21 protein-coding genes are annotated in these 15,614 nt (G+C 38.9%); 10 read left to right on the plus strand and 11 right to left on the minus strand.

Translation table 11 applies throughout. From position 1 onward, the window contains the following. The first annotated feature begins 3 nt into the window (after window positions 1–3). From P1K33_RS01410 to P1K33_RS01420, 3 genes are read left to right on the plus strand one after another with little or no spacing between them, the layout of a single operon-like run. Window positions 4–327, plus strand: a complete 324-nt coding sequence (locus tag P1K33_RS01410; protein WP_284651058.1) for an SUF system Fe-S cluster assembly protein — start codon at window positions 4–6, stop codon at window positions 325–327. Window position 328: 1 nt separating this feature from the next. Beyond that, entirely contained in the window at window positions 329–838 is a 510-nt protein-coding gene (locus P1K33_RS01415) for a DUF2480 family protein (RefSeq protein WP_284651059.1), read from the plus strand. Window positions 839–896: 58 nt separating this feature from the next. Continuing rightward, on the plus strand, window positions 897–1,790 hold the full coding sequence (locus P1K33_RS01420) for a DUF3078 domain-containing protein (RefSeq protein WP_284651060.1): 894 nt from the start codon (window positions 897–899) through the stop codon (window positions 1,788–1,790). 75 nt (window positions 1,791–1,865) lie between these two features. Here P1K33_RS01420 and P1K33_RS01425 read toward each other — a convergent pair whose 3' ends face one another. The 4 genes from P1K33_RS01425 to P1K33_RS01440 form a co-directional block, all read right to left on the minus strand. Continuing rightward, on the minus strand, window positions 1,866–2,108 hold the full coding sequence (locus P1K33_RS01425) for a hypothetical protein (RefSeq protein WP_284651061.1): 243 nt from the start codon (window positions 2,106–2,108) through the stop codon (window positions 1,866–1,868). 200 nt (window positions 2,109–2,308) lie between these two features. Next, entirely contained in the window at window positions 2,309–3,451 is a 1,143-nt protein-coding gene (locus P1K33_RS01430) for a cystathionine gamma-synthase (RefSeq protein WP_284651062.1), read from the minus strand. Window positions 3,452–3,524: 73 nt separating this feature from the next. Further along, complete coding sequence (locus P1K33_RS01435) at window positions 3,525–3,980, minus strand: DinB family protein (RefSeq protein ID WP_284651063.1); 456 nt, start codon at window positions 3,978–3,980, stop codon at window positions 3,525–3,527. A gap of 9 nt (window positions 3,981–3,989) precedes the next feature. Beyond that, window positions 3,990–4,427, minus strand: a complete 438-nt coding sequence (locus tag P1K33_RS01440) for an acyl-CoA thioesterase (protein ID WP_284651064.1) — start codon at window positions 4,425–4,427, stop codon at window positions 3,990–3,992. Window positions 4,428–4,533: 106 nt separating this feature from the next. Between P1K33_RS01440 and P1K33_RS01445 the strand changes: the two genes are divergently transcribed. From P1K33_RS01445 to nadD, 5 genes are all read left to right on the plus strand, one after another. Continuing rightward, entirely contained in the window at window positions 4,534–4,890 is a 357-nt protein-coding gene (locus P1K33_RS01445; protein WP_284651065.1) for an arsenate reductase family protein, read from the plus strand. Next, entirely contained in the window at window positions 4,883–5,773 is an 891-nt protein-coding gene (locus tag P1K33_RS01450; protein ID WP_284651066.1) for a DMT family transporter, read from the plus strand. Before P1K33_RS01445 ends, P1K33_RS01450 begins: the two co-directional genes overlap by 8 nt. Window positions 5,774–5,824: 51 nt before the next feature. After that, window positions 5,825–6,685: a YicC/YloC family endoribonuclease gene (locus P1K33_RS01455; protein WP_284651067.1), complete on the plus strand. Its 861-nt coding sequence runs from the start codon at window positions 5,825–5,827 to the stop codon at window positions 6,683–6,685. A gap of 23 nt (window positions 6,686–6,708) precedes the next feature. Continuing rightward, on the plus strand, window positions 6,709–7,278 hold the full coding sequence (gmk, locus tag P1K33_RS01460; protein WP_284651068.1) for a guanylate kinase: 570 nt from the start codon (window positions 6,709–6,711) through the stop codon (window positions 7,276–7,278). Window positions 7,279–7,342: 64 nt separating this feature from the next. Continuing rightward, the gene (gene nadD, locus P1K33_RS01465) at window positions 7,343–7,924 is read left to right on the plus strand and encodes a nicotinate (nicotinamide) nucleotide adenylyltransferase (RefSeq protein WP_284651069.1); all 582 of its coding nucleotides are present in this window, start codon (window positions 7,343–7,345) and stop codon (window positions 7,922–7,924) included. Between the two features lie 56 nt (window positions 7,925–7,980). On the opposite strand, the gene P1K33_RS01470 is transcribed toward nadD, so the two are convergent. Together P1K33_RS01470 and P1K33_RS01475 are read right to left on the minus strand one after the other, a co-directional pair. Next, window positions 7,981–8,553: a hypothetical protein gene (locus P1K33_RS01470; protein ID WP_284651070.1), complete on the minus strand. Its 573-nt coding sequence runs from the start codon at window positions 8,551–8,553 to the stop codon at window positions 7,981–7,983. 286 nt (window positions 8,554–8,839) lie between these two features. Continuing rightward, window positions 8,840–9,427, minus strand: coding sequence for a hypothetical protein (locus tag P1K33_RS01475; protein WP_284651071.1), 588 nt, complete (start codon window positions 9,425–9,427; stop codon window positions 8,840–8,842). A 216-nt stretch (window positions 9,428–9,643) separates the two neighbouring features. Here P1K33_RS01475 and P1K33_RS01480 point away from each other — a divergent pair, with 216 nt between their 5' ends. Together P1K33_RS01480 and P1K33_RS01485 are read left to right on the plus strand one after the other, a co-directional pair. Then, window positions 9,644–10,639, plus strand: a complete 996-nt coding sequence (locus P1K33_RS01480) for an NAD(P)H-dependent glycerol-3-phosphate dehydrogenase (protein WP_284651072.1) — start codon at window positions 9,644–9,646, stop codon at window positions 10,637–10,639. A gap of 1 nt (window position 10,640) precedes the next feature. Beyond that, the gene (locus tag P1K33_RS01485) at window positions 10,641–10,889 is read left to right on the plus strand and encodes a hypothetical protein (RefSeq protein ID WP_284651073.1); all 249 of its coding nucleotides are present in this window, start codon (window positions 10,641–10,643) and stop codon (window positions 10,887–10,889) included. On the opposite strand, the gene P1K33_RS01490 is transcribed toward P1K33_RS01485, so the two are convergent. From P1K33_RS01490 to P1K33_RS01510, 5 genes are all read right to left on the minus strand, one after another. Then, window positions 10,890–11,297, minus strand: coding sequence for a hypothetical protein (locus tag P1K33_RS01490; RefSeq protein WP_284651074.1), 408 nt, complete (start codon window positions 11,295–11,297; stop codon window positions 10,890–10,892). It lies immediately after the preceding gene. A gap of 136 nt (window positions 11,298–11,433) precedes the next feature. After that, the gene (locus P1K33_RS01495; protein WP_284651075.1) at window positions 11,434–12,453 is read right to left on the minus strand and encodes a phenylalanine--tRNA ligase subunit alpha; all 1,020 of its coding nucleotides are present in this window, start codon (window positions 12,451–12,453) and stop codon (window positions 11,434–11,436) included. A gap of 97 nt (window positions 12,454–12,550) precedes the next feature. Further along, window positions 12,551–12,907, minus strand: coding sequence for a hypothetical protein (locus tag P1K33_RS01500; RefSeq protein ID WP_284651076.1), 357 nt, complete (start codon window positions 12,905–12,907; stop codon window positions 12,551–12,553). Window positions 12,908–13,019: 112 nt separating this feature from the next. After that, entirely contained in the window at window positions 13,020–13,766 is a 747-nt protein-coding gene (locus tag P1K33_RS01505; RefSeq protein WP_284651077.1) for a tetratricopeptide repeat protein, read from the minus strand. An 8-nt stretch (window positions 13,767–13,774) separates the two neighbouring features. Next, on the minus strand, window positions 13,775–15,541 hold the full coding sequence (locus P1K33_RS01510; protein WP_284651078.1) for a BatD family protein: 1,767 nt from the start codon (window positions 15,539–15,541) through the stop codon (window positions 13,775–13,777). Between the last annotated feature and the right edge of the window lie 73 nt (window positions 15,542–15,614).

Below are 15,614 nucleotides of genomic sequence, written 5' to 3' on the forward strand. Positions count from 1 at the left end.
ACTATGGAAGAATTTAAAGACGATATCAACTTAGGCGAAAATGTGGTAAAAGTGCTCAAAGGCATTTATGACCCGGAAATCCCAGTGGATATTTATGAATTGGGCTTAATCTATGATGTGATGATTAATGAAGACAACGAAGTAAAAGTGTTGATGACGTTAACCTCGCCGAATTGCCCGGTGGCTGAAACTTTGCCACGTGAAGTAGAAGAAAAAATCAACAAAATAGACACCGTTAAATCCTGTGAAGTGGAAATCACTTTTGATCCGCCATGGAGCAAAGATTTGATGAGTGAAGAAGCCAAGTTAGAACTGGGAATGCTTTAAAATGGAAGAAGAAATCATCAACAGGGTCGCCAATTCTGTGCTCGAAGTATTCGATTTGGAAGACTATTATCCAAACGGTACGCGAACGCAAATCGATATTTCCCAATGGCTTTTGGAAGGTTTTCTGCTCAAGGAAAAAGACTTTCGCGAAGCGTTGAAAAATCACGATTGGACGCAATATCAGAATCATTTTGTGGCAATTTACTGCTCAACCGATGCGATTGTTCCGGCTTGGGCGACTATTTTAGTGGCGACTTATGTGACGCCATTCGCCCAAAAAACAGTTTCAGGAAACCTGAATGACTTGGAAACTGCCTTGTATCAGGAAATTTTACCAACGCTTGATTATTCAATATACCAGGACAAACCGGTTATCATCAAAGGCTGCTCCAAAAAACCGGTTCCGGAAAGCGCTTACATCATGGCGGTTCAAAAACTCCAGCCAATCGCCAAAAGCATTATGTATGGCGAAGCCTGTTCAGCTGTTCCTTTGTTCAAAAAAGGCAAATAGTTGATTTGAATTACGCTTTGGTATTAATACCTTTGCGGAAAATTTTAAATCAAATAGGATGAAAAAGATTTTACTGTCAGCAGCATTGCTTTTTTCAATGAATACTGTTTTGGCTCAGCTTAATGAAAAAGAGTTGATGAAAATAACGGAACAAACGGTTTCTAAAATTCAGGAAGAAAAACCAAATGGTTGGGAGAAAAAAGGCATCGCGACGATTTTGCTGAATCAGGCGAGTTTCAACAACTGGTTGGCTGGTGGACAAAGCAGTATCTCAGGAAACGCCGGATTGAAATACGATTTCAACTATAAAAGCGATACCTGGACCTGGGACAACAAACTCAACGCCAATTACGGTTTGACAAAAATCAATGGTCAGGATTTGCAAAAAACCGACGACCGATTTGAATTCAACTCGTTATTAGGAAAAAAAGCGACCGGAGAATGGTACTACTCTTTCTTTTTCAACTTTAAAACCCAGTTTGATTCGGGATTTGACCCAGCCGATAATACGGTTAAAATATCCCACTTCTTTTCGCCGGCTTACACCCAGTTTGGTCCCGGTATGCTTTGGAAGAAAAGCGATAATTTTAAAATCAACGTTGCTCCCGCAACTTCAAAAGTAATTATGGTACACAATCATTTTACGGATCTTGGACCGGCTTTTGGGGTAAAAATGGGTGAATCTTCACGTTACGAATTTGGAGCCGCTGTAAACGCTTATTACAAGTTTAACATTATGGAGAATGTTTCGGCAGAGAACATTTTGAATTTATATACCAACTATCTGGAAGATGTTTATAACGTTGATGTTGATTATACCTTGAACATCGTCATGAAAGTGAACAAATATCTGACGACCAATTTTGCATTCCAAACCATTTATGACGACAATGCTTTTGCCGGTTTCCAAACCCGTCAGGTGATTGGTGTTGGCGTGAATTACGGATTCTAAAAAATATAAACAATAAAAAAAGTCCCAGGTAATCGGGACTTTTTTTACAATAATCTAAACGTTTGGCGTTTTTGATTATTTCTTAAAGAATTTTTTACTCTTAGACGACTGCATGGCAAAACCTTTTGAGGTTTTTGGATAAGCCTTGGAAGTTGCCTTAGACATCTTAGCCGGCTTTTTTACAAAACAAGTTTTTGATTCATGACCATTGGAACTTGCTTCTGTTGGTAATTTTGTGGTTGCAAAAGCATTTGCGCTGCATAGTAGCAACGAGAATAGAAATACTTTTAAAGCACTTTTTAGGTTAATTGTTTTCATGGGGACGAATATTAAATTATACAATATAAACTTATGTAAATAAATTTAAATAATCGCCAAAATAACAATAATAATCGACAAAATACACAAAAAGAATAAAAAAACACAAATTTACCTACAATTTATCTATATAATTTTAAGTGTGCTTACAAAAAAAGCCAGAAGTTTTATGTTCTGGCTTTATATAGTTGAAAATGAGATTATCTGAAGGCTTGTTCAATATCGGCAAGCAAATCGTCAATGTCTTCAACACCAGTACTCAATCGGACCAAATCATCGGTAATCCCAATTTCTTTTCGCTTGTCTTCCGGGATCGAAGCGTGTGTCATCAACGCCGGATGATTCGCCAACGATTCAACACCGCCAAGCGATTCGGCCAACGTGAATACTTTTAGTTTTTCCAGGAACGAAATTGCATCTTCTTTTTTTCCTGATTTGAAAGTAAAGGAAACCATGCCGCCAAAACCGCTCATTTGCTTTTTGGCAATGTCGTGAAACGGATGATCAGGCAATCCCGGATAATATACTTTTTCCACTTCAGGATGATTGGCTAAAAACTGCGCCACTTTTTCCCCGTTTTCGCAATGTCTTTGAACACGCAAATGCAGGGTTTTGATTCCACGCAACACAAGGAAACTGTCCATTGGACCCAAAGTTCCACCGGTGGCAAATTGTTTGAAGTGTAATTCATCGCCCAACGTTTTGTCTTTGATAATCAAAGCACCGGCAATCACATCACTGTGTCCGCCCAAATATTTCGTCGCCGAATGCATCACAATATCAGCGCCCAAATCCAAAGGTTTTTGCAAATATGGGGTGGCAAATGTATTGTCAACGGCAAAAAGGATGTTGTGTTTTTTTGTGACTTTGGCAATTTCAGCAATGTCAGCCAATTTCATCAACGGATTCGTTGGTGTTTCTACCCAAACCAACTTTGTATTTTCATTGATCAACGACTGGAATTTGTTCATATCATTCATATCCACAAAGTGGAATTTGATACCACTGTTGTTGTATAAACGGGTGAATAAACGGTATGTTCCGCCATATAAATCGTCCATCGCGATGATTTCGTCACCGGCTTTGAACAAACGCAACAAACAATCGGTTGCGGCTAATCCTGAAGCAAAAGCCAAACCACGAGCGCCATTTTCAATGCTCGCTAAAGCGTCTTCCAAAGCTTGACGGGTTGGATTGGCCGCACGGGAATATTCGTAATCACCAACAGGTTTTCCGGGTGAAGTTTGTGCGTAAGTTGAGGTTTGAAAAACCGGTGGCATCACCGCTCCGGTAACCTCTTCATGGTGTTGGTTACCATGTATGACTTTAGTATTGAATTTCATTATTTGAATGTATTAAAGCGCAAATTTACTTTTTATTCTTCGGTTGAAAAGACTCTTTTCAATTTTATTAACGCTACACAAACTTTCGGATATTCATCATAAAACCCATGTGTAAGGCTTCATGGTAATTGTTGAACTGAATCGCTTCTTCGGTCGAAGCCAAATGAAACCCTGTTCCGGTAGTGTATTCGTTGTAAGTGGTAAATTTTCCGGCCGCATAATCTTCCTTGGTTCTTTCCATCAGTGAAAAAAGCAGCGTTTTCAATTCGTCTACTTCGGCTTGTGATGTATTACCGGTTGGTTTGGTTCCATTCATATAAGTGTTTCTCATTTCATCAGAAACATTGGTTGGAAGGCCCGAAAGACGATAGACCAATCCTTGTTGGCTCACGATGATATGGCCTAAATTCCAAACCAGATTGTTGCTGAAACCTTCCGGAATTTTGTTTAATTGTTCCAAAGTGTAGTTGTCAATCAGTTTGGCATAATGCCTTCTGTTGGTTTCCCAAAGTTTAAAAGTTTCTTCCATGGTATGTTTTTATAGTTGTATAAAGTCGTTCGTTTTAGGGAAAGAATTCATGACATCAACGGCAACTTGTGGCGTTGGATTGGCAATTTTTCTAAGTTGGGTATCAATCCAGGCGCCATCAACCGAAAGTGTTGCAAAAAGCTCATCATTCTCATTTTTCAATTCGTGCACAATCGTCCAACGCGAAGCATCGGCTTTGATTTTCCCGATTTTGGTATTGATAAAAACTCGGCTATTCAATCTGATTTCTCTGCGGAATACACATTCTTCCCGAAACAAAACCGGTCCGAAATGTTGCTCCTGCATTACTTTTAACGTCAGGCCCAATTGCTCTAAGATTTCAATCCTGTGTTGGGCGCCAAAATCATAATAAGCGCTGTGTCTGACATGATAATTCGGGTCTAAGTCCGACCAGCGAATCGATATTTCTTTGGTAAATGTTCCCATTTATTTCAAATTTTATTCAAATGTAATCAGAATTCCCGGCTTGAAAATTCTGTTGCCGGAATTTAAAACTATTTTAACGCAATGTTTTATTTTTGTAAAAAAGACTATGCGCAAAATATACCACCTTAAAACCTGCAGCACATGCCAACGCATCTTAAAATCGCTGCCAAAACTCGACACTTTTCAATTGCAGGACATCAAAACCGAACCGATGACCGTAAAACAACTGGATGAAATGGCACAACTGGCCGGCAGTTATGAAACGCTTTTTAGCAGAAGAGCGACGCTTTACAAAGAAATGGGTTTGAAGGATGAACAACTCAACGAAGCCGATTTCAAAAGATATATTTTGGAACATTATACGTTTTTGTCACGTCCGGTGATTGTTGCCGACGACAAAATATTTGTGGGTAACAGCCCGAAAGTGGTGCAACAAGCCATTGATTATTTGTCAAATGACTAAGCGCACCTGGGCATTATTGGCGGCGACCATGGTGTCGCTGATTTATGGCGTTTCGTTTACGATCGCCAAAGATGTGATGCCCGCATATATCAAACCTTACGGATTTATTTTATTGCGTGTTTTTGGTGCCGCGATTTTGTTCTGGCTGGTTTCCTTTTTTGGTCCAAAAGAAAAAATACAACGCAATGATTTCCCTCGAATCATAGCGGCAGCTTTTTTTGGTGTGGCTTTAAATATGCTCACTTTCTTTAAAGGATTGAGTTATACTTCACCGATTGCTTCAGCGGTGATTATGGTTACGACACCAATTATCGTTTTGGTCTTGTCGGCCATTATCATGAAAGAGCGAATGGAAAACCGAAAGATTTTTGGGATACTGCTCGGACTTTTCGGCACCGGATTTCTGATACTCTATGGCAAATCAATGGGCAATGCTCCCAATGCACCTTTAGGCAACTTTTTGGTTTTTATCAATGCGGTTTCTTATGCCTTTTATCTGATCATCGTCAAAAAACTGATGGACAAATACAACGCTTTTACTTTTGTCAAATGTATTTATGCTTTTGGTTTGCTGATGGTCATTCCGTTTGGCTGGAGCGAATATCAGGAAATTGAATGGCAAACTATTCCGGTCATGATACTATGGGAAATCGTTTTTGTGGTTGTTTTTACAACGTTTTTGACTTATCTGTTTAACCTGGTTTCGATGCGCGAATTAAAGCCGACAACCGTAGCGGTTTTCATTTATCTGCAACCGCTTTTTGCAACCATTTTTGCGATGAGTTTGGGCAAAGACCAACTGACTTGGGTAAAGATACTGTCGGCGGTTTTGATATTTGTTGGCGTTTATTTGGTTCTGCAGAAGAAAACCGTCAATCAATAACTTTCAAGCCACAACCATTTTATTTATCTTTGAGAACATTTTACTGAATTTATGATACAATCGATGACCGGTTTTGGGAAAGCGAGTTTGCAACTACCAACCAAAAAAATTACCGTAGAAATCAAATCGCTTAACAGCAAAGGTTTGGATTTAAACACACGCATGCCTTCTGTTTTCAGGGAAATGGAATTGGGTTTGCGCAACCAGCTTTCGTTGCGATTGGAACGCGGAAAAATTGATTTTTCATTATACGTTGAAGTAACCGGCGAAGAAACTTCGTCAAAAATCAACGTGCCGATTGTCAAAGGTTATATCAACCAAATGAAAGCTGTGATTCCGAATGCTGATGAAACCGAATTGATGAAAATGGCCGTCAGAATGCCCGATGCCTTAAAAACAGAGCGCGACGAAATTGACGAAAACGAATGGAAGCAAATCCAAACAGTGATTGATGAAGCAATGGAAAATATCGCCCAGTTCCGCAAGGATGAAGGCGTGGCTTTGGAAAAAGAATTCCTGCACCGTATTGCCAATATCATGACTTTGATGAACAATGCCGTTTCCTATGATGCGGAACGCGTTGAAACGGTAAAGACAAGATTGAGAACAGCATTAGACGAATTAAAAGAGAATGTGGATGCCAACCGTTTCGAACAGGAATTGATTTTTTATCTCGAGAAATACGATATCACGGAAGAAAAAGTACGCTTGGAAAACCATTTGAACTATTTCATTGAAACCCTAGCCGGAACGGAAGCCAATGGAAGAAAACTAGGCTTTATCACACAGGAAATGGGAAGAGAAATTAATACCATGGGTTCTAAATCAAACCATTCCGAAATGCAGAAGCTGGTCGTGATGATGAAAGACGAATTAGAGAAAATCAAAGAACAGGTTTTGAACGTATTGTAAGCAGAAACAACACAAGCAACACAATGAACAAAGGAAAATTACTAGTATTCTCAGCGCCTTCGGGTTCGGGAAAAACCACCATAGTCAGGCATTTATTAGCTCAACCCGAATTGAATCTCGAATTCTCGATTTCAGCCGCTACGCGAGAGCCGCGTGGTCAGGAAGTGCATGGCAAGGATTACTACTTTATGTCGATTGAAGATTTCAAGAAACACATCAAAGCCGAAGATTTTATCGAATGGGAAGAAGTGTACCGCGATAACTTTTATGGTACCTTGAAAAGCGAAGTAGAACGCATTTGGGCCAAAGGCAAAAACGTCATTTTTGATATCGATGTGGCCGGCGGATTGCGTATCAAACACAAATTTCCGGAAGAGACTTTGGCTGTTTTTGTCAAACCGCCAAGCGTGGACGAACTCAAACGCCGTTTGAAAGAACGCTCTACCGAAACCGATGAAAAAATCAATATGCGTATTGCCAAAGCCCACGTAGAATTGGCTACCGCGCCACAATTTGATACCATCATCAAGAACTATGATTTGGATGTGGCCAAAGCGGAAGCTTTCGAATTGGTCAAAGAGTTTATAAAATAAGTTAAAAGGGATAAGGCATAAGATTTTTACTTATCCCTTTTCTCTTATCCTAATCCCTTTAAAAATGAAGATTGGTTTATATTTCGGAACGTTTAATCCCATACATGTTGGGCATATGATTATTGCCAATCATTTGGCTGAGCATAGCGATTTGGAGCAAATCTGGATGGTTGTAACGCCACACAATCCTTTAAAGCAAAAGAATACTTTACTCGATGATTATCAGCGATTGCATTTGGTCAGATTGGCCACAGAAGATTACCCGAAAATCAAGCCTTCTGACATAGAATTCAAATTGCCACAACCCAATTATACGGTGAATACTTTAGCGCATTTGATGGAGAAATATCCACAGCATCAGTTTTCCTTAATCATGGGCGAAGACAATCTGAAATCGTTCCACAAATGGAAAAACTATGACTATATTTTACAACACCACGATATTTATATTTATCCACGGGTTTCTGAAGGCGAATACAATTTGGAATTCAAAAATCATCCCCGAATTCATATCATTGATGCACCGATAGTCGAAATTTCCTCAACCTTTATCCGCGAAAATATCAAAAATAAAAAGAACATCCGTCCGCTATTGCCACATAGTGTTTGGGAATATGTGGATCACAATAATTTTTATAAGAAATAATCAAAACAAAAAGCCTTCACAATCGGAAGGCTTTTTTATAGATTTTTGTAATTTATTTAGTTTGGACAATCGTCTTCACAAACACTCATGAACATTCCCCAAGAGCTTTGGGTAAATCGTTCGCCTTGAGCCCAAGCTGTTTCAGATTGTACCACCTGACCATTTACCATGCGGTAAACATCAGCATGTGCAGAGATGCAAAAACATTTTGGTAAATTGGCTTTGTCCATAGCGTAAACCACTACTTGTGTTCCGCTTGGTTGTGTTCCGCGAAATGGGAAATGGCCTGGAATTGGTTCACCTCTTCGGTTTACCGGAATCAATGCGCAGTCACCAATGTACAAATGGGTTTTTCTGATGTACCAATTGCCGGCTGTTTCATACTCGACGTAAACTTTATCGTTGTCAAAGTACACTCTGATGTCTCCGGCGTTATAACGTTGCCCTGCGATGAGCGTTGTAGTTATACAAGGAGAATTTTCAGGCAGATCGCTACTGGTACTGGTTACCACAATGTTTTGCTTTGAAGCAGCATTGTTGGTGTTAGAATCCGAATTGTTTTCGGTTTCGCAAGAAATCATTGTTAAGGTGAATGCACCAAGGAACAGATAAAATAATTTTGTTTTCATAATTTGTAGATTCATTATTAGTAGATTTGGGACTGCTAACGTATAAATTTAATCTACAAAATGCATAAAATAATCGATGAAATACACAATTTAACAAATAAAATAAGAAATAGATTATAATAATATTGATTTTATAATTATTTTTTTAACAAGATTAGGCTTCCTTATTTAGTCGAAATGTTACAAATAAGTCGGAGAAGTTGAGCAAATAATCATTTTTGAAATTGTTTAAACATAAAAAAACCGTCCTGTTAGAGACGGTTTTTTTTTGTCTGTATATAATTATTTATTGCTTGCCAAAGTAGTAATCTTCAATGTCAAAGCAATCCGATTGACAAACATTGAAATAAGTGGCCCAGCTTTTTTGGGTAAATCTTATCCCTGATGCCCAAGCGGTTTCAGTTTGAACTACAATACCGTTTTGTACGCGGTTAACTTCCGCATGAGCTGCTATGGCAAAGCATTCCGGTAAACTTGTTTTAGGGATGGTATAAGTTATAGTTTGAGTACCATTAGGATGGGTATTATTTATTGGAAATTGTCCCGGAATAGGATTGCCGGCATTGTTTCTTGGGATCAGCTGGTTGTTACCAACATACAAATGGGTTTTCCTAATATACCAATTCCCGGTTGTGGTGTATTCGACATAGACATTGTCTAAATCAAAGAAAACACTTAAATCACCGGAATCATAATTTTGACCGGCCATCAAATTAGCTACCGTACATGGTGTCAGGCCAACCGTGTTGACGACTTGAGTGTTTGTGGAATTTTTGGATTGAGATTGTTCTGTTTGTGAAACATCTTCGTTCTCACAGGCCACAAATGTTAGTGTCATTGCACCAACAAAAAGGGAAAGTAATTTTGTTTTCATATATAAAAGATTTGGGATAACTAAGATATAATATAATCTTCAAAACGCACAAAATAATCGATGAAAAACATATATTTATTAAATACATAAGAATAGTATTAAAATAAGAATTTATTGTAAAAATAGCGTTAAGGGATTTGTTGGATTTTCTAATTTAAAAAGTTCCCCGATTATCGTCTAAAATTGAGTATTTTTGGAATCCAAAAGTTATTATTCATGAGTGAATCTCCAAAATTTGCAGTCATTGGTGGCGGAAGCTGGGCCACGGCCATAGCTAAAATGCTCTGTGTAAACCTTGACGAAATTGCCTGGTACATGAGAAGTCAATCGGCTATTGACCATCTGAAAACCGAAAGACACAATCCTAACTACCTGAGTTCAGTTGAATTTGACATCAAAAAGTTAAGACTGACTACCGATATCAATGAAGCAGTGGCTTATGCAGATTATTTGATATTTGCGATTCCTTCGGCATTCTTGAGCAAAGAATTGGAGAACCTTACAGTTGATTTGAAAGGGAAAATTATTTTTTCGGCAATTAAAGGAATTGTACCGGAGACTTTCCTGATTGTTGGAGAACATTTCCATAGAGAATATGACATTCCTTATGAGAATATTGGTGTTGTTACCGGTCCGTGTCACGCGGAAGAAGTAGCGCTTGAAAGATTGTCTTACCTGACGATTGCCTGTGCCGATGCTAAAAAAGCCAGAGTTGTAGCCAAGAATCTGAGCTGTCATTTTATTAAAACCAAAATTTCTGATGACATCATCGGAACCGAATATGCAGCAATGCTAAAAAACATTTATGCCATAGCCGCCGGAATTGCCCATGGATTAGGGTATGGAGATAACTTCCAATCGGTGATCATGAGTAATGCGATTCGCGAGATGAAGAAGTTTATCCGCAAAGTTCACAAGATGAAAAGGAACATCAATAATTCGGCTTATCTGGGAGATTTATTGGTGACAGGTTATTCGGTCTTCTCCAGAAACCGAATGTTTGGTAACATGATTGGAAAAGGCTATACTGTTCAAGCTGCAATGATGGAAATGAGCATGGTGGCCGAAGGGTATTATGCTGTGAAAAGTGCCTATAAATTAAACCAGGAATACAAAGCCAAGACGCCAATCATTGATGCAGTATACGAGGTTTTGTATGAAGGAAAAGAAGCTAAAAAAGTATTTAAAAAACTAACTGAAAAATTAGATTAAGATGAGCGAAAGATGGAAATTCCAATTGAAATTTGGATTGTTTTGGGGATTATTTATGACCTTTTGTACCATTTTCTTTGAAGGAAAACAAAATGCCATACAAGAAGAGCTTACCTCTCCAAAGTTTTATTTAAAAATTTCAATTTATCTACTGATAGGAATATTTTTCGTTGGCTATCTTTCCTGGAAAGGGAAAGACCCGAAAAACAACAAGTGGTCCACTTTTTTCGGAAAGAAAACAAAAGAGTAGTTATTTTACTACGACGCCATTTACAAATAAAATCGGCACTTCTTCCGTGGCGTGTTCGTTAATCATGTTTTTGCGAAAGATGAATTTCTTGTCGTATAAAGTACTGCCGATAAAGTAAGTGACCATAAACTCATTGTTGAGTTCGAGGACGCTTTTCTCTACCATTTCGATTTTTACCGCAGATACAGACGGAACCTGCATAAAGGCGTGGCGCAGCAACGACGTTTTTTTCATTTCCCCGTCAATGGTACCAAAAGCTTTGGAAACGACCATTACAGAGTCTAAATCGAAGTCAGAATCGTTGATAAGATAAACATACCAAACCTTTTCCATAAAGTCATCGCTCCATTCCTGAACTGCCGCCAGGAATACGTTTTCTACTGTTGGGATGGTGATGTCGGATTTCATATTTTAGAAAATAGAGTAAAGAAAAAAGAAAATAGACAAAAAAGGTTTACTAATTAGCCCCGATTGTAACGGCACCGTGTATAGTGGAAAGCGGGAAAAAGGCTCACAAAAGTTCGCAAGCCTTTCCGCTTCTAAATTATATACTCGACTTAAACTGCTCCAGGAAACGAACGTCGTTTTCATAGAACATTCTGATGTCGCTAATTTGGTACAACAACATGGCGATGCGCTCAATTCCCATTCCGAAAGCAAAACCATTGTATTCTTCAGGATTGATGCCGCAGTTTTTCAAAACATTTGGGTCAACCATTCCGCAACCCATGATTTCCAGCCAGCCGGTTCCTTTGGTAATCCTGTAATCAGTTTCGGTTTTTAATCCCCAGTAAATATCAACCTCAGCGCTTGGTTCGGTGAATGGGAAATAACTTGGTCTCAAACGAATTTTGGACTTGCCAAACATTTCTTTGGTGAAATATAAAAGCGTTTGCTTTAAGTCGGCAAACGAAACATCTTTGTCAATATACAAACCTTCCACCTGGTGGAAAATACAGTGAGAGCGCGAAGAAACTGCTTCATTTCTGAAAACTCTTCCCGGCGAAATCGTACGGATTGGTGGTTTGTTGTTTTCCATATAACGCACCTGAACCGAGGATGTATGTGTTCTCAACAACACATCAGGATTGGTTTGGATAAAGAAAGTGTCCTGCATATCTCTCGCCGGATGATATTCCGGAAGGTTTAACGCGGTGAAGTTGTGCCAATCGTCTTCGATTTCCGGACCTTCGGAAACATTGAATCCGATGGTAGAGAAAATATCGATGATTTGGTTTTTCACCAACGAAATAGGATGACGAGAACCAATTGTTGTCGGTTCGGCCGGACGAGTCAAATCGCCATAAATGCCTTTTACTTCTTCCTTGCTTTCCAATTCTTCCTGAATCGCTTTTACCTTTTCTTCAGCAACGGTTTTCAGGGTATTGATTACCTGTCCGAAGTCTTTTTTCTGATCGTTCGGGATATTTTTGAACTCGGTAAAAAGCTCTTTCAAAAGCCCTTTGCTGCCTAAATATTTGATGCGAAAATGCTCTAAAGCTTCTTTATTTTTGGTATTGAATGCTTTAGCTTCTTCTATATGTTCTTTAATCTTGTCTATCATGGTCAATTATAAAGGTGCAAAAATAAGAAAAAGTTAGAAGGCAGAAGGCAGAAGGCAGAAGTTTTTAAACTGAAATCTGCGTTCTGATTCCTGAATTCTATTGAATCACTTCTCTCTCTAAGAAATAATTCACAATCGCTTCTTTCATTAAAACCGATTGTTCTCCGGCTTTCAAAGGCGGTAATTCTTCTTTGACGTTGTAATGAGGCCAACCTTCTTTGTCTACATAGTCAAATTCGTAGTAACCATAAGGCTCGAGCAAACGACAAATGGCGATATGCATCAGGTTGAGTTTTTCGTCTTTTTTGAAGGTTTGGTGCACTTTTCCGAGTTCCTGCACTCCGATTAAATATATAATGGCGTCCAAGTCTAAGACATCTCCTTCCGCAAATTGATTGGAAAGAATGCTTACGACTTTGTCCCAGCGTTGTTTTAATTGTTCGTCTCTTGACATTTTTTGAGTTATGAATTATGAGTTATGAATGATAAGTTGATTCAAAACTTCAGCCGACAAAGATAGTTATTGAAAACCAATAAATCTGCCAACTGTTACTGCGAACTGATCACTATTTTATCTCCTTAATCGCGCTGTCTTCAATCCAACCGGTAGTTTCGTCGGTGAGTTCCACTTTTTTCCAGTTGGCGATGCTTTCCAGGATGTAGACTTTTGTTCCTTCGTGTAATACTGTAGCATCTGGTCCGCCTGCTTTTGGCTCACTTTTCAATGGTGCTGTTTCGGCAAAAACAATGGCTGGTTTTTCACTATCTATTCGGCTTTTTTCATAAAATCCCGAAGCGGCAGCAAGACAAATTCCGAGCAACCCAAAGAACATGCTGAAAAAGTAAATGCGTTTGAAAACCGCTTCTTTTGAAAAATAATAACCGGCAAATAAGGCTAAAAATAAGAACGCAAAAGCCACAGCAATCCAAGCCCAGGTGTCATAATAGTATTTCGAAGTAAAATCGGAAATCAGTTTGTGGAAACCTACTTTCGGAATCACTTTGATGTCATCGATGGTCATTTTCCTTGCGAAATCTAAATTGGTTTTGATTTCGTCGTCATTCGGATTCAGCAATAAAGCTTTTTCATAGTTGTAAATTGCCGGTGCTACTTTGTGCAATTTGTAATAGGCATTCGCCAAATTAAAGTAAACTTCCGAAGATTCTTTACCCGAATCTATAATGTTTTCAAAGCTCGAAATCGCAGCTTGGTAATTTTCTTTTTGGTAGTATTGATTGCCTTGTTCAAAATCGGTTTGTGCCCAAAATGTTTGGGAAACGAATAGCAATGCGATGAGGATACAATTTTTCATGATTACTACTATTTGATTTGTTTTTCTAAAGCTGAAATGATGTTCACCGCTTTGTCATAATCCTGCTGAATGGCATTATCCGAAGACGGCGCATATCTGGCAAATTCACAGTTTTCGGTCAAGGCGATAAACTCAGAAACCGTTTCAGCATGACCACTTCTTGATTGCAGGATTTCTGAAATTTTCTCCTTGCTCATTTCCGAAGTTTCGATGTTGAGTTTGGCCTTTAGGAAATTGTGCATCGCTTTTTCAAGCGCGATATAGAAAGGTTCTTTGTCGCCCAGATGTTTTTTGGCATCGCCCAAATATTTCTTTGCCAAGGCATTTGATTTTTTGATTTTATTCCCAACTACGTCATTGTCTGAAGCGTCTTTTCTTCGCTTGCCGACAATCAATAACGGAATCGCTAAAAACGGTAAAAACACCAAAGAATAAAACATTCCCGAACCCAGGAAATCTTCTTTTTCCATCGATTTTAAGGTCGTTTTCTGTTTGTTATAAGCAAACGATTTAGCAACTTCCACTTTGGTTTTGGCGACTTCATTCGGGCTGGCTTTTTCAGAACCAGCCATGCTTGGACCATCCAGAACATTGATGGTTATCGGTGCGGAAGAAATGGTTTTATACTTTCCCGAAGCCAAATCGAAATAGGTAAAACGCATCGGTTTGATTTGATAATTGCCTTTATAAGACGGAATGATGGTGTATTTATCCGAAATTCTTCCGGTCATACCACTTAATGGCGTGTTGACGTTTTCATCATGAACAGGATCATACATTTCCAAAGCAGACGGCAATACCGGTTTAGGCAACGTAAATAATTTTAGGTTTCCGGTGCCGACAACGCTAACATTCAAATCCAGGGATTCACCGTTTTTCAAAACGGTTTTGGAAGGTCTTACCTGAAAATCAAATCGGCCTACAGCTCCGCTAAAATCTTCCGGTTTCCCGGCTTCGGGCAAAGCTCTTACATTGATGATTTTGCTTCCGGCAGAAACGCGCTTGTTGTCTTCAACCATCAAAGGTTGTCCCCAAAAATTGCGTCGGTTGGTTGGCACCTGACAATCGATGTCTAATGAAAGCGGCTCAATTTCCAGCTTGCCCGATTTCTGCGGATACAACACTACTTTCTTCACTACCGCAAAATGATAACGTTGTCCTTTGTATGTTCCTTCTTCCGTTATCAATTGTTTGATGTCTATATTTTGACTCCAAAAATCATTGTATTTTGGCTTATTCAAAGGTGTTGAACCGGTAATCAGGACATTGTCGTTAAAATAAAGTTTGTACACCACCGTAATCGGTTCGTTGAGATAAGGATTGACCTTAGAAATATCTGCTACCAAATGAATATTGTCATCGGCGGTAGCCACCGGCGCTTCATTTGGATCACGAGGCAATTGAACCGCATTGGTCACATTGATTTTTACGGGCGAAGTTTTATAAATCTGGCCATTGATTTCAATCGAGGCTTGTTTGATGGTCAACTGGCCTTTTTGTGTCGGCAATAAAATGTAGATATACGATTTGTTAAACGAACTTTTTCCGTTAATCCAGGATTGGCTTACCGATTGGCTCGGACCGCCAACCACTTTGAAACCCGAAGATTCGAAAGCCGGCGGGACAAAATTATCGCCATCGGCATTCATCGTGAATTCGATGCGCAATCTTTCGTTAAGCCCTAAAGTAGTTTTACTCACTTTGGCTTCAAATTGTACTTGAGCCACAAGCGAACTTCCGAATAACAGCAGCAGTAATACAATTATTTTTTTCATTTTCATTTTGTCATTTAATTCAACCTCAAAGTTCACAAAGTCTCTGTGTTGTAAGATGTTATTTAACGAAATT

It is taken from the genome of Flavobacterium terrisoli, assembly GCF_030167905.1.
In the GTDB taxonomy this organism is placed as follows: Bacteria; Bacteroidota; Bacteroidia; order Flavobacteriales; family Flavobacteriaceae; genus Flavobacterium; species Flavobacterium terrisoli.

Coding starts and splice junctions, on each gene's coding strand:
- P1K33_RS01410 (WP_284651058.1), top strand. CDS start 4: ATGGAAGAATTTAAAGACGATATCAACTTAGGCGAAAATGTGGTAAAA.
- P1K33_RS01415 (WP_284651059.1), top strand. CDS start 329: ATGGAAGAAGAAATCATCAACAGGGTCGCCAATTCTGTGCTCGAAGTA.
- P1K33_RS01420 (WP_284651060.1), top strand. CDS start 897: ATGAAAAAGATTTTACTGTCAGCAGCATTGCTTTTTTCAATGAATACT.
- P1K33_RS01425 (WP_284651061.1), bottom strand. CDS start 2,108: ATGAAAACAATTAACCTAAAAAGTGCTTTAAAAGTATTTCTATTCTCG.
- P1K33_RS01430 (WP_284651062.1), bottom strand. CDS start 3,451: ATGAAATTCAATACTAAAGTCATACATGGTAACCAACACCATGAAGAG.
- P1K33_RS01435 (WP_284651063.1), bottom strand. CDS start 3,980: ATGGAAGAAACTTTTAAACTTTGGGAAACCAACAGAAGGCATTATGCC.
- P1K33_RS01440 (WP_284651064.1), bottom strand. CDS start 4,427: ATGGGAACATTTACCAAAGAAATATCGATTCGCTGGTCGGACTTAGAC.
- P1K33_RS01445 (WP_284651065.1), top strand. CDS start 4,534: ATGCGCAAAATATACCACCTTAAAACCTGCAGCACATGCCAACGCATC.
- P1K33_RS01450 (WP_284651066.1), top strand. CDS start 4,883: ATGACTAAGCGCACCTGGGCATTATTGGCGGCGACCATGGTGTCGCTG.
- P1K33_RS01455 (WP_284651067.1), top strand. CDS start 5,825: ATGATACAATCGATGACCGGTTTTGGGAAAGCGAGTTTGCAACTACCA.
- gmk (WP_284651068.1), top strand. CDS start 6,709: ATGAACAAAGGAAAATTACTAGTATTCTCAGCGCCTTCGGGTTCGGGA.
- nadD (WP_284651069.1), top strand. CDS start 7,343: ATGAAGATTGGTTTATATTTCGGAACGTTTAATCCCATACATGTTGGG.
- P1K33_RS01470 (WP_284651070.1), bottom strand. CDS start 8,553: ATGAAAACAAAATTATTTTATCTGTTCCTTGGTGCATTCACCTTAACA.
- P1K33_RS01475 (WP_284651071.1), bottom strand. CDS start 9,427: ATGAAAACAAAATTACTTTCCCTTTTTGTTGGTGCAATGACACTAACA.
- P1K33_RS01480 (WP_284651072.1), top strand. CDS start 9,644: ATGAGTGAATCTCCAAAATTTGCAGTCATTGGTGGCGGAAGCTGGGCC.
- P1K33_RS01485 (WP_284651073.1), top strand. CDS start 10,641: ATGAGCGAAAGATGGAAATTCCAATTGAAATTTGGATTGTTTTGGGGA.
- P1K33_RS01490 (WP_284651074.1), bottom strand. CDS start 11,297: ATGAAATCCGACATCACCATCCCAACAGTAGAAAACGTATTCCTGGCG.
- P1K33_RS01495 (WP_284651075.1), bottom strand. CDS start 12,453: ATGATAGACAAGATTAAAGAACATATAGAAGAAGCTAAAGCATTCAAT.
- P1K33_RS01500 (WP_284651076.1), bottom strand. CDS start 12,907: ATGTCAAGAGACGAACAATTAAAACAACGCTGGGACAAAGTCGTAAGC.
- P1K33_RS01505 (WP_284651077.1), bottom strand. CDS start 13,766: ATGAAAAATTGTATCCTCATCGCATTGCTATTCGTTTCCCAAACATTT.
- P1K33_RS01510 (WP_284651078.1), bottom strand. CDS start 15,541: ATGAAAAAAATAATTGTATTACTGCTGCTGTTATTCGGAAGTTCGCTT.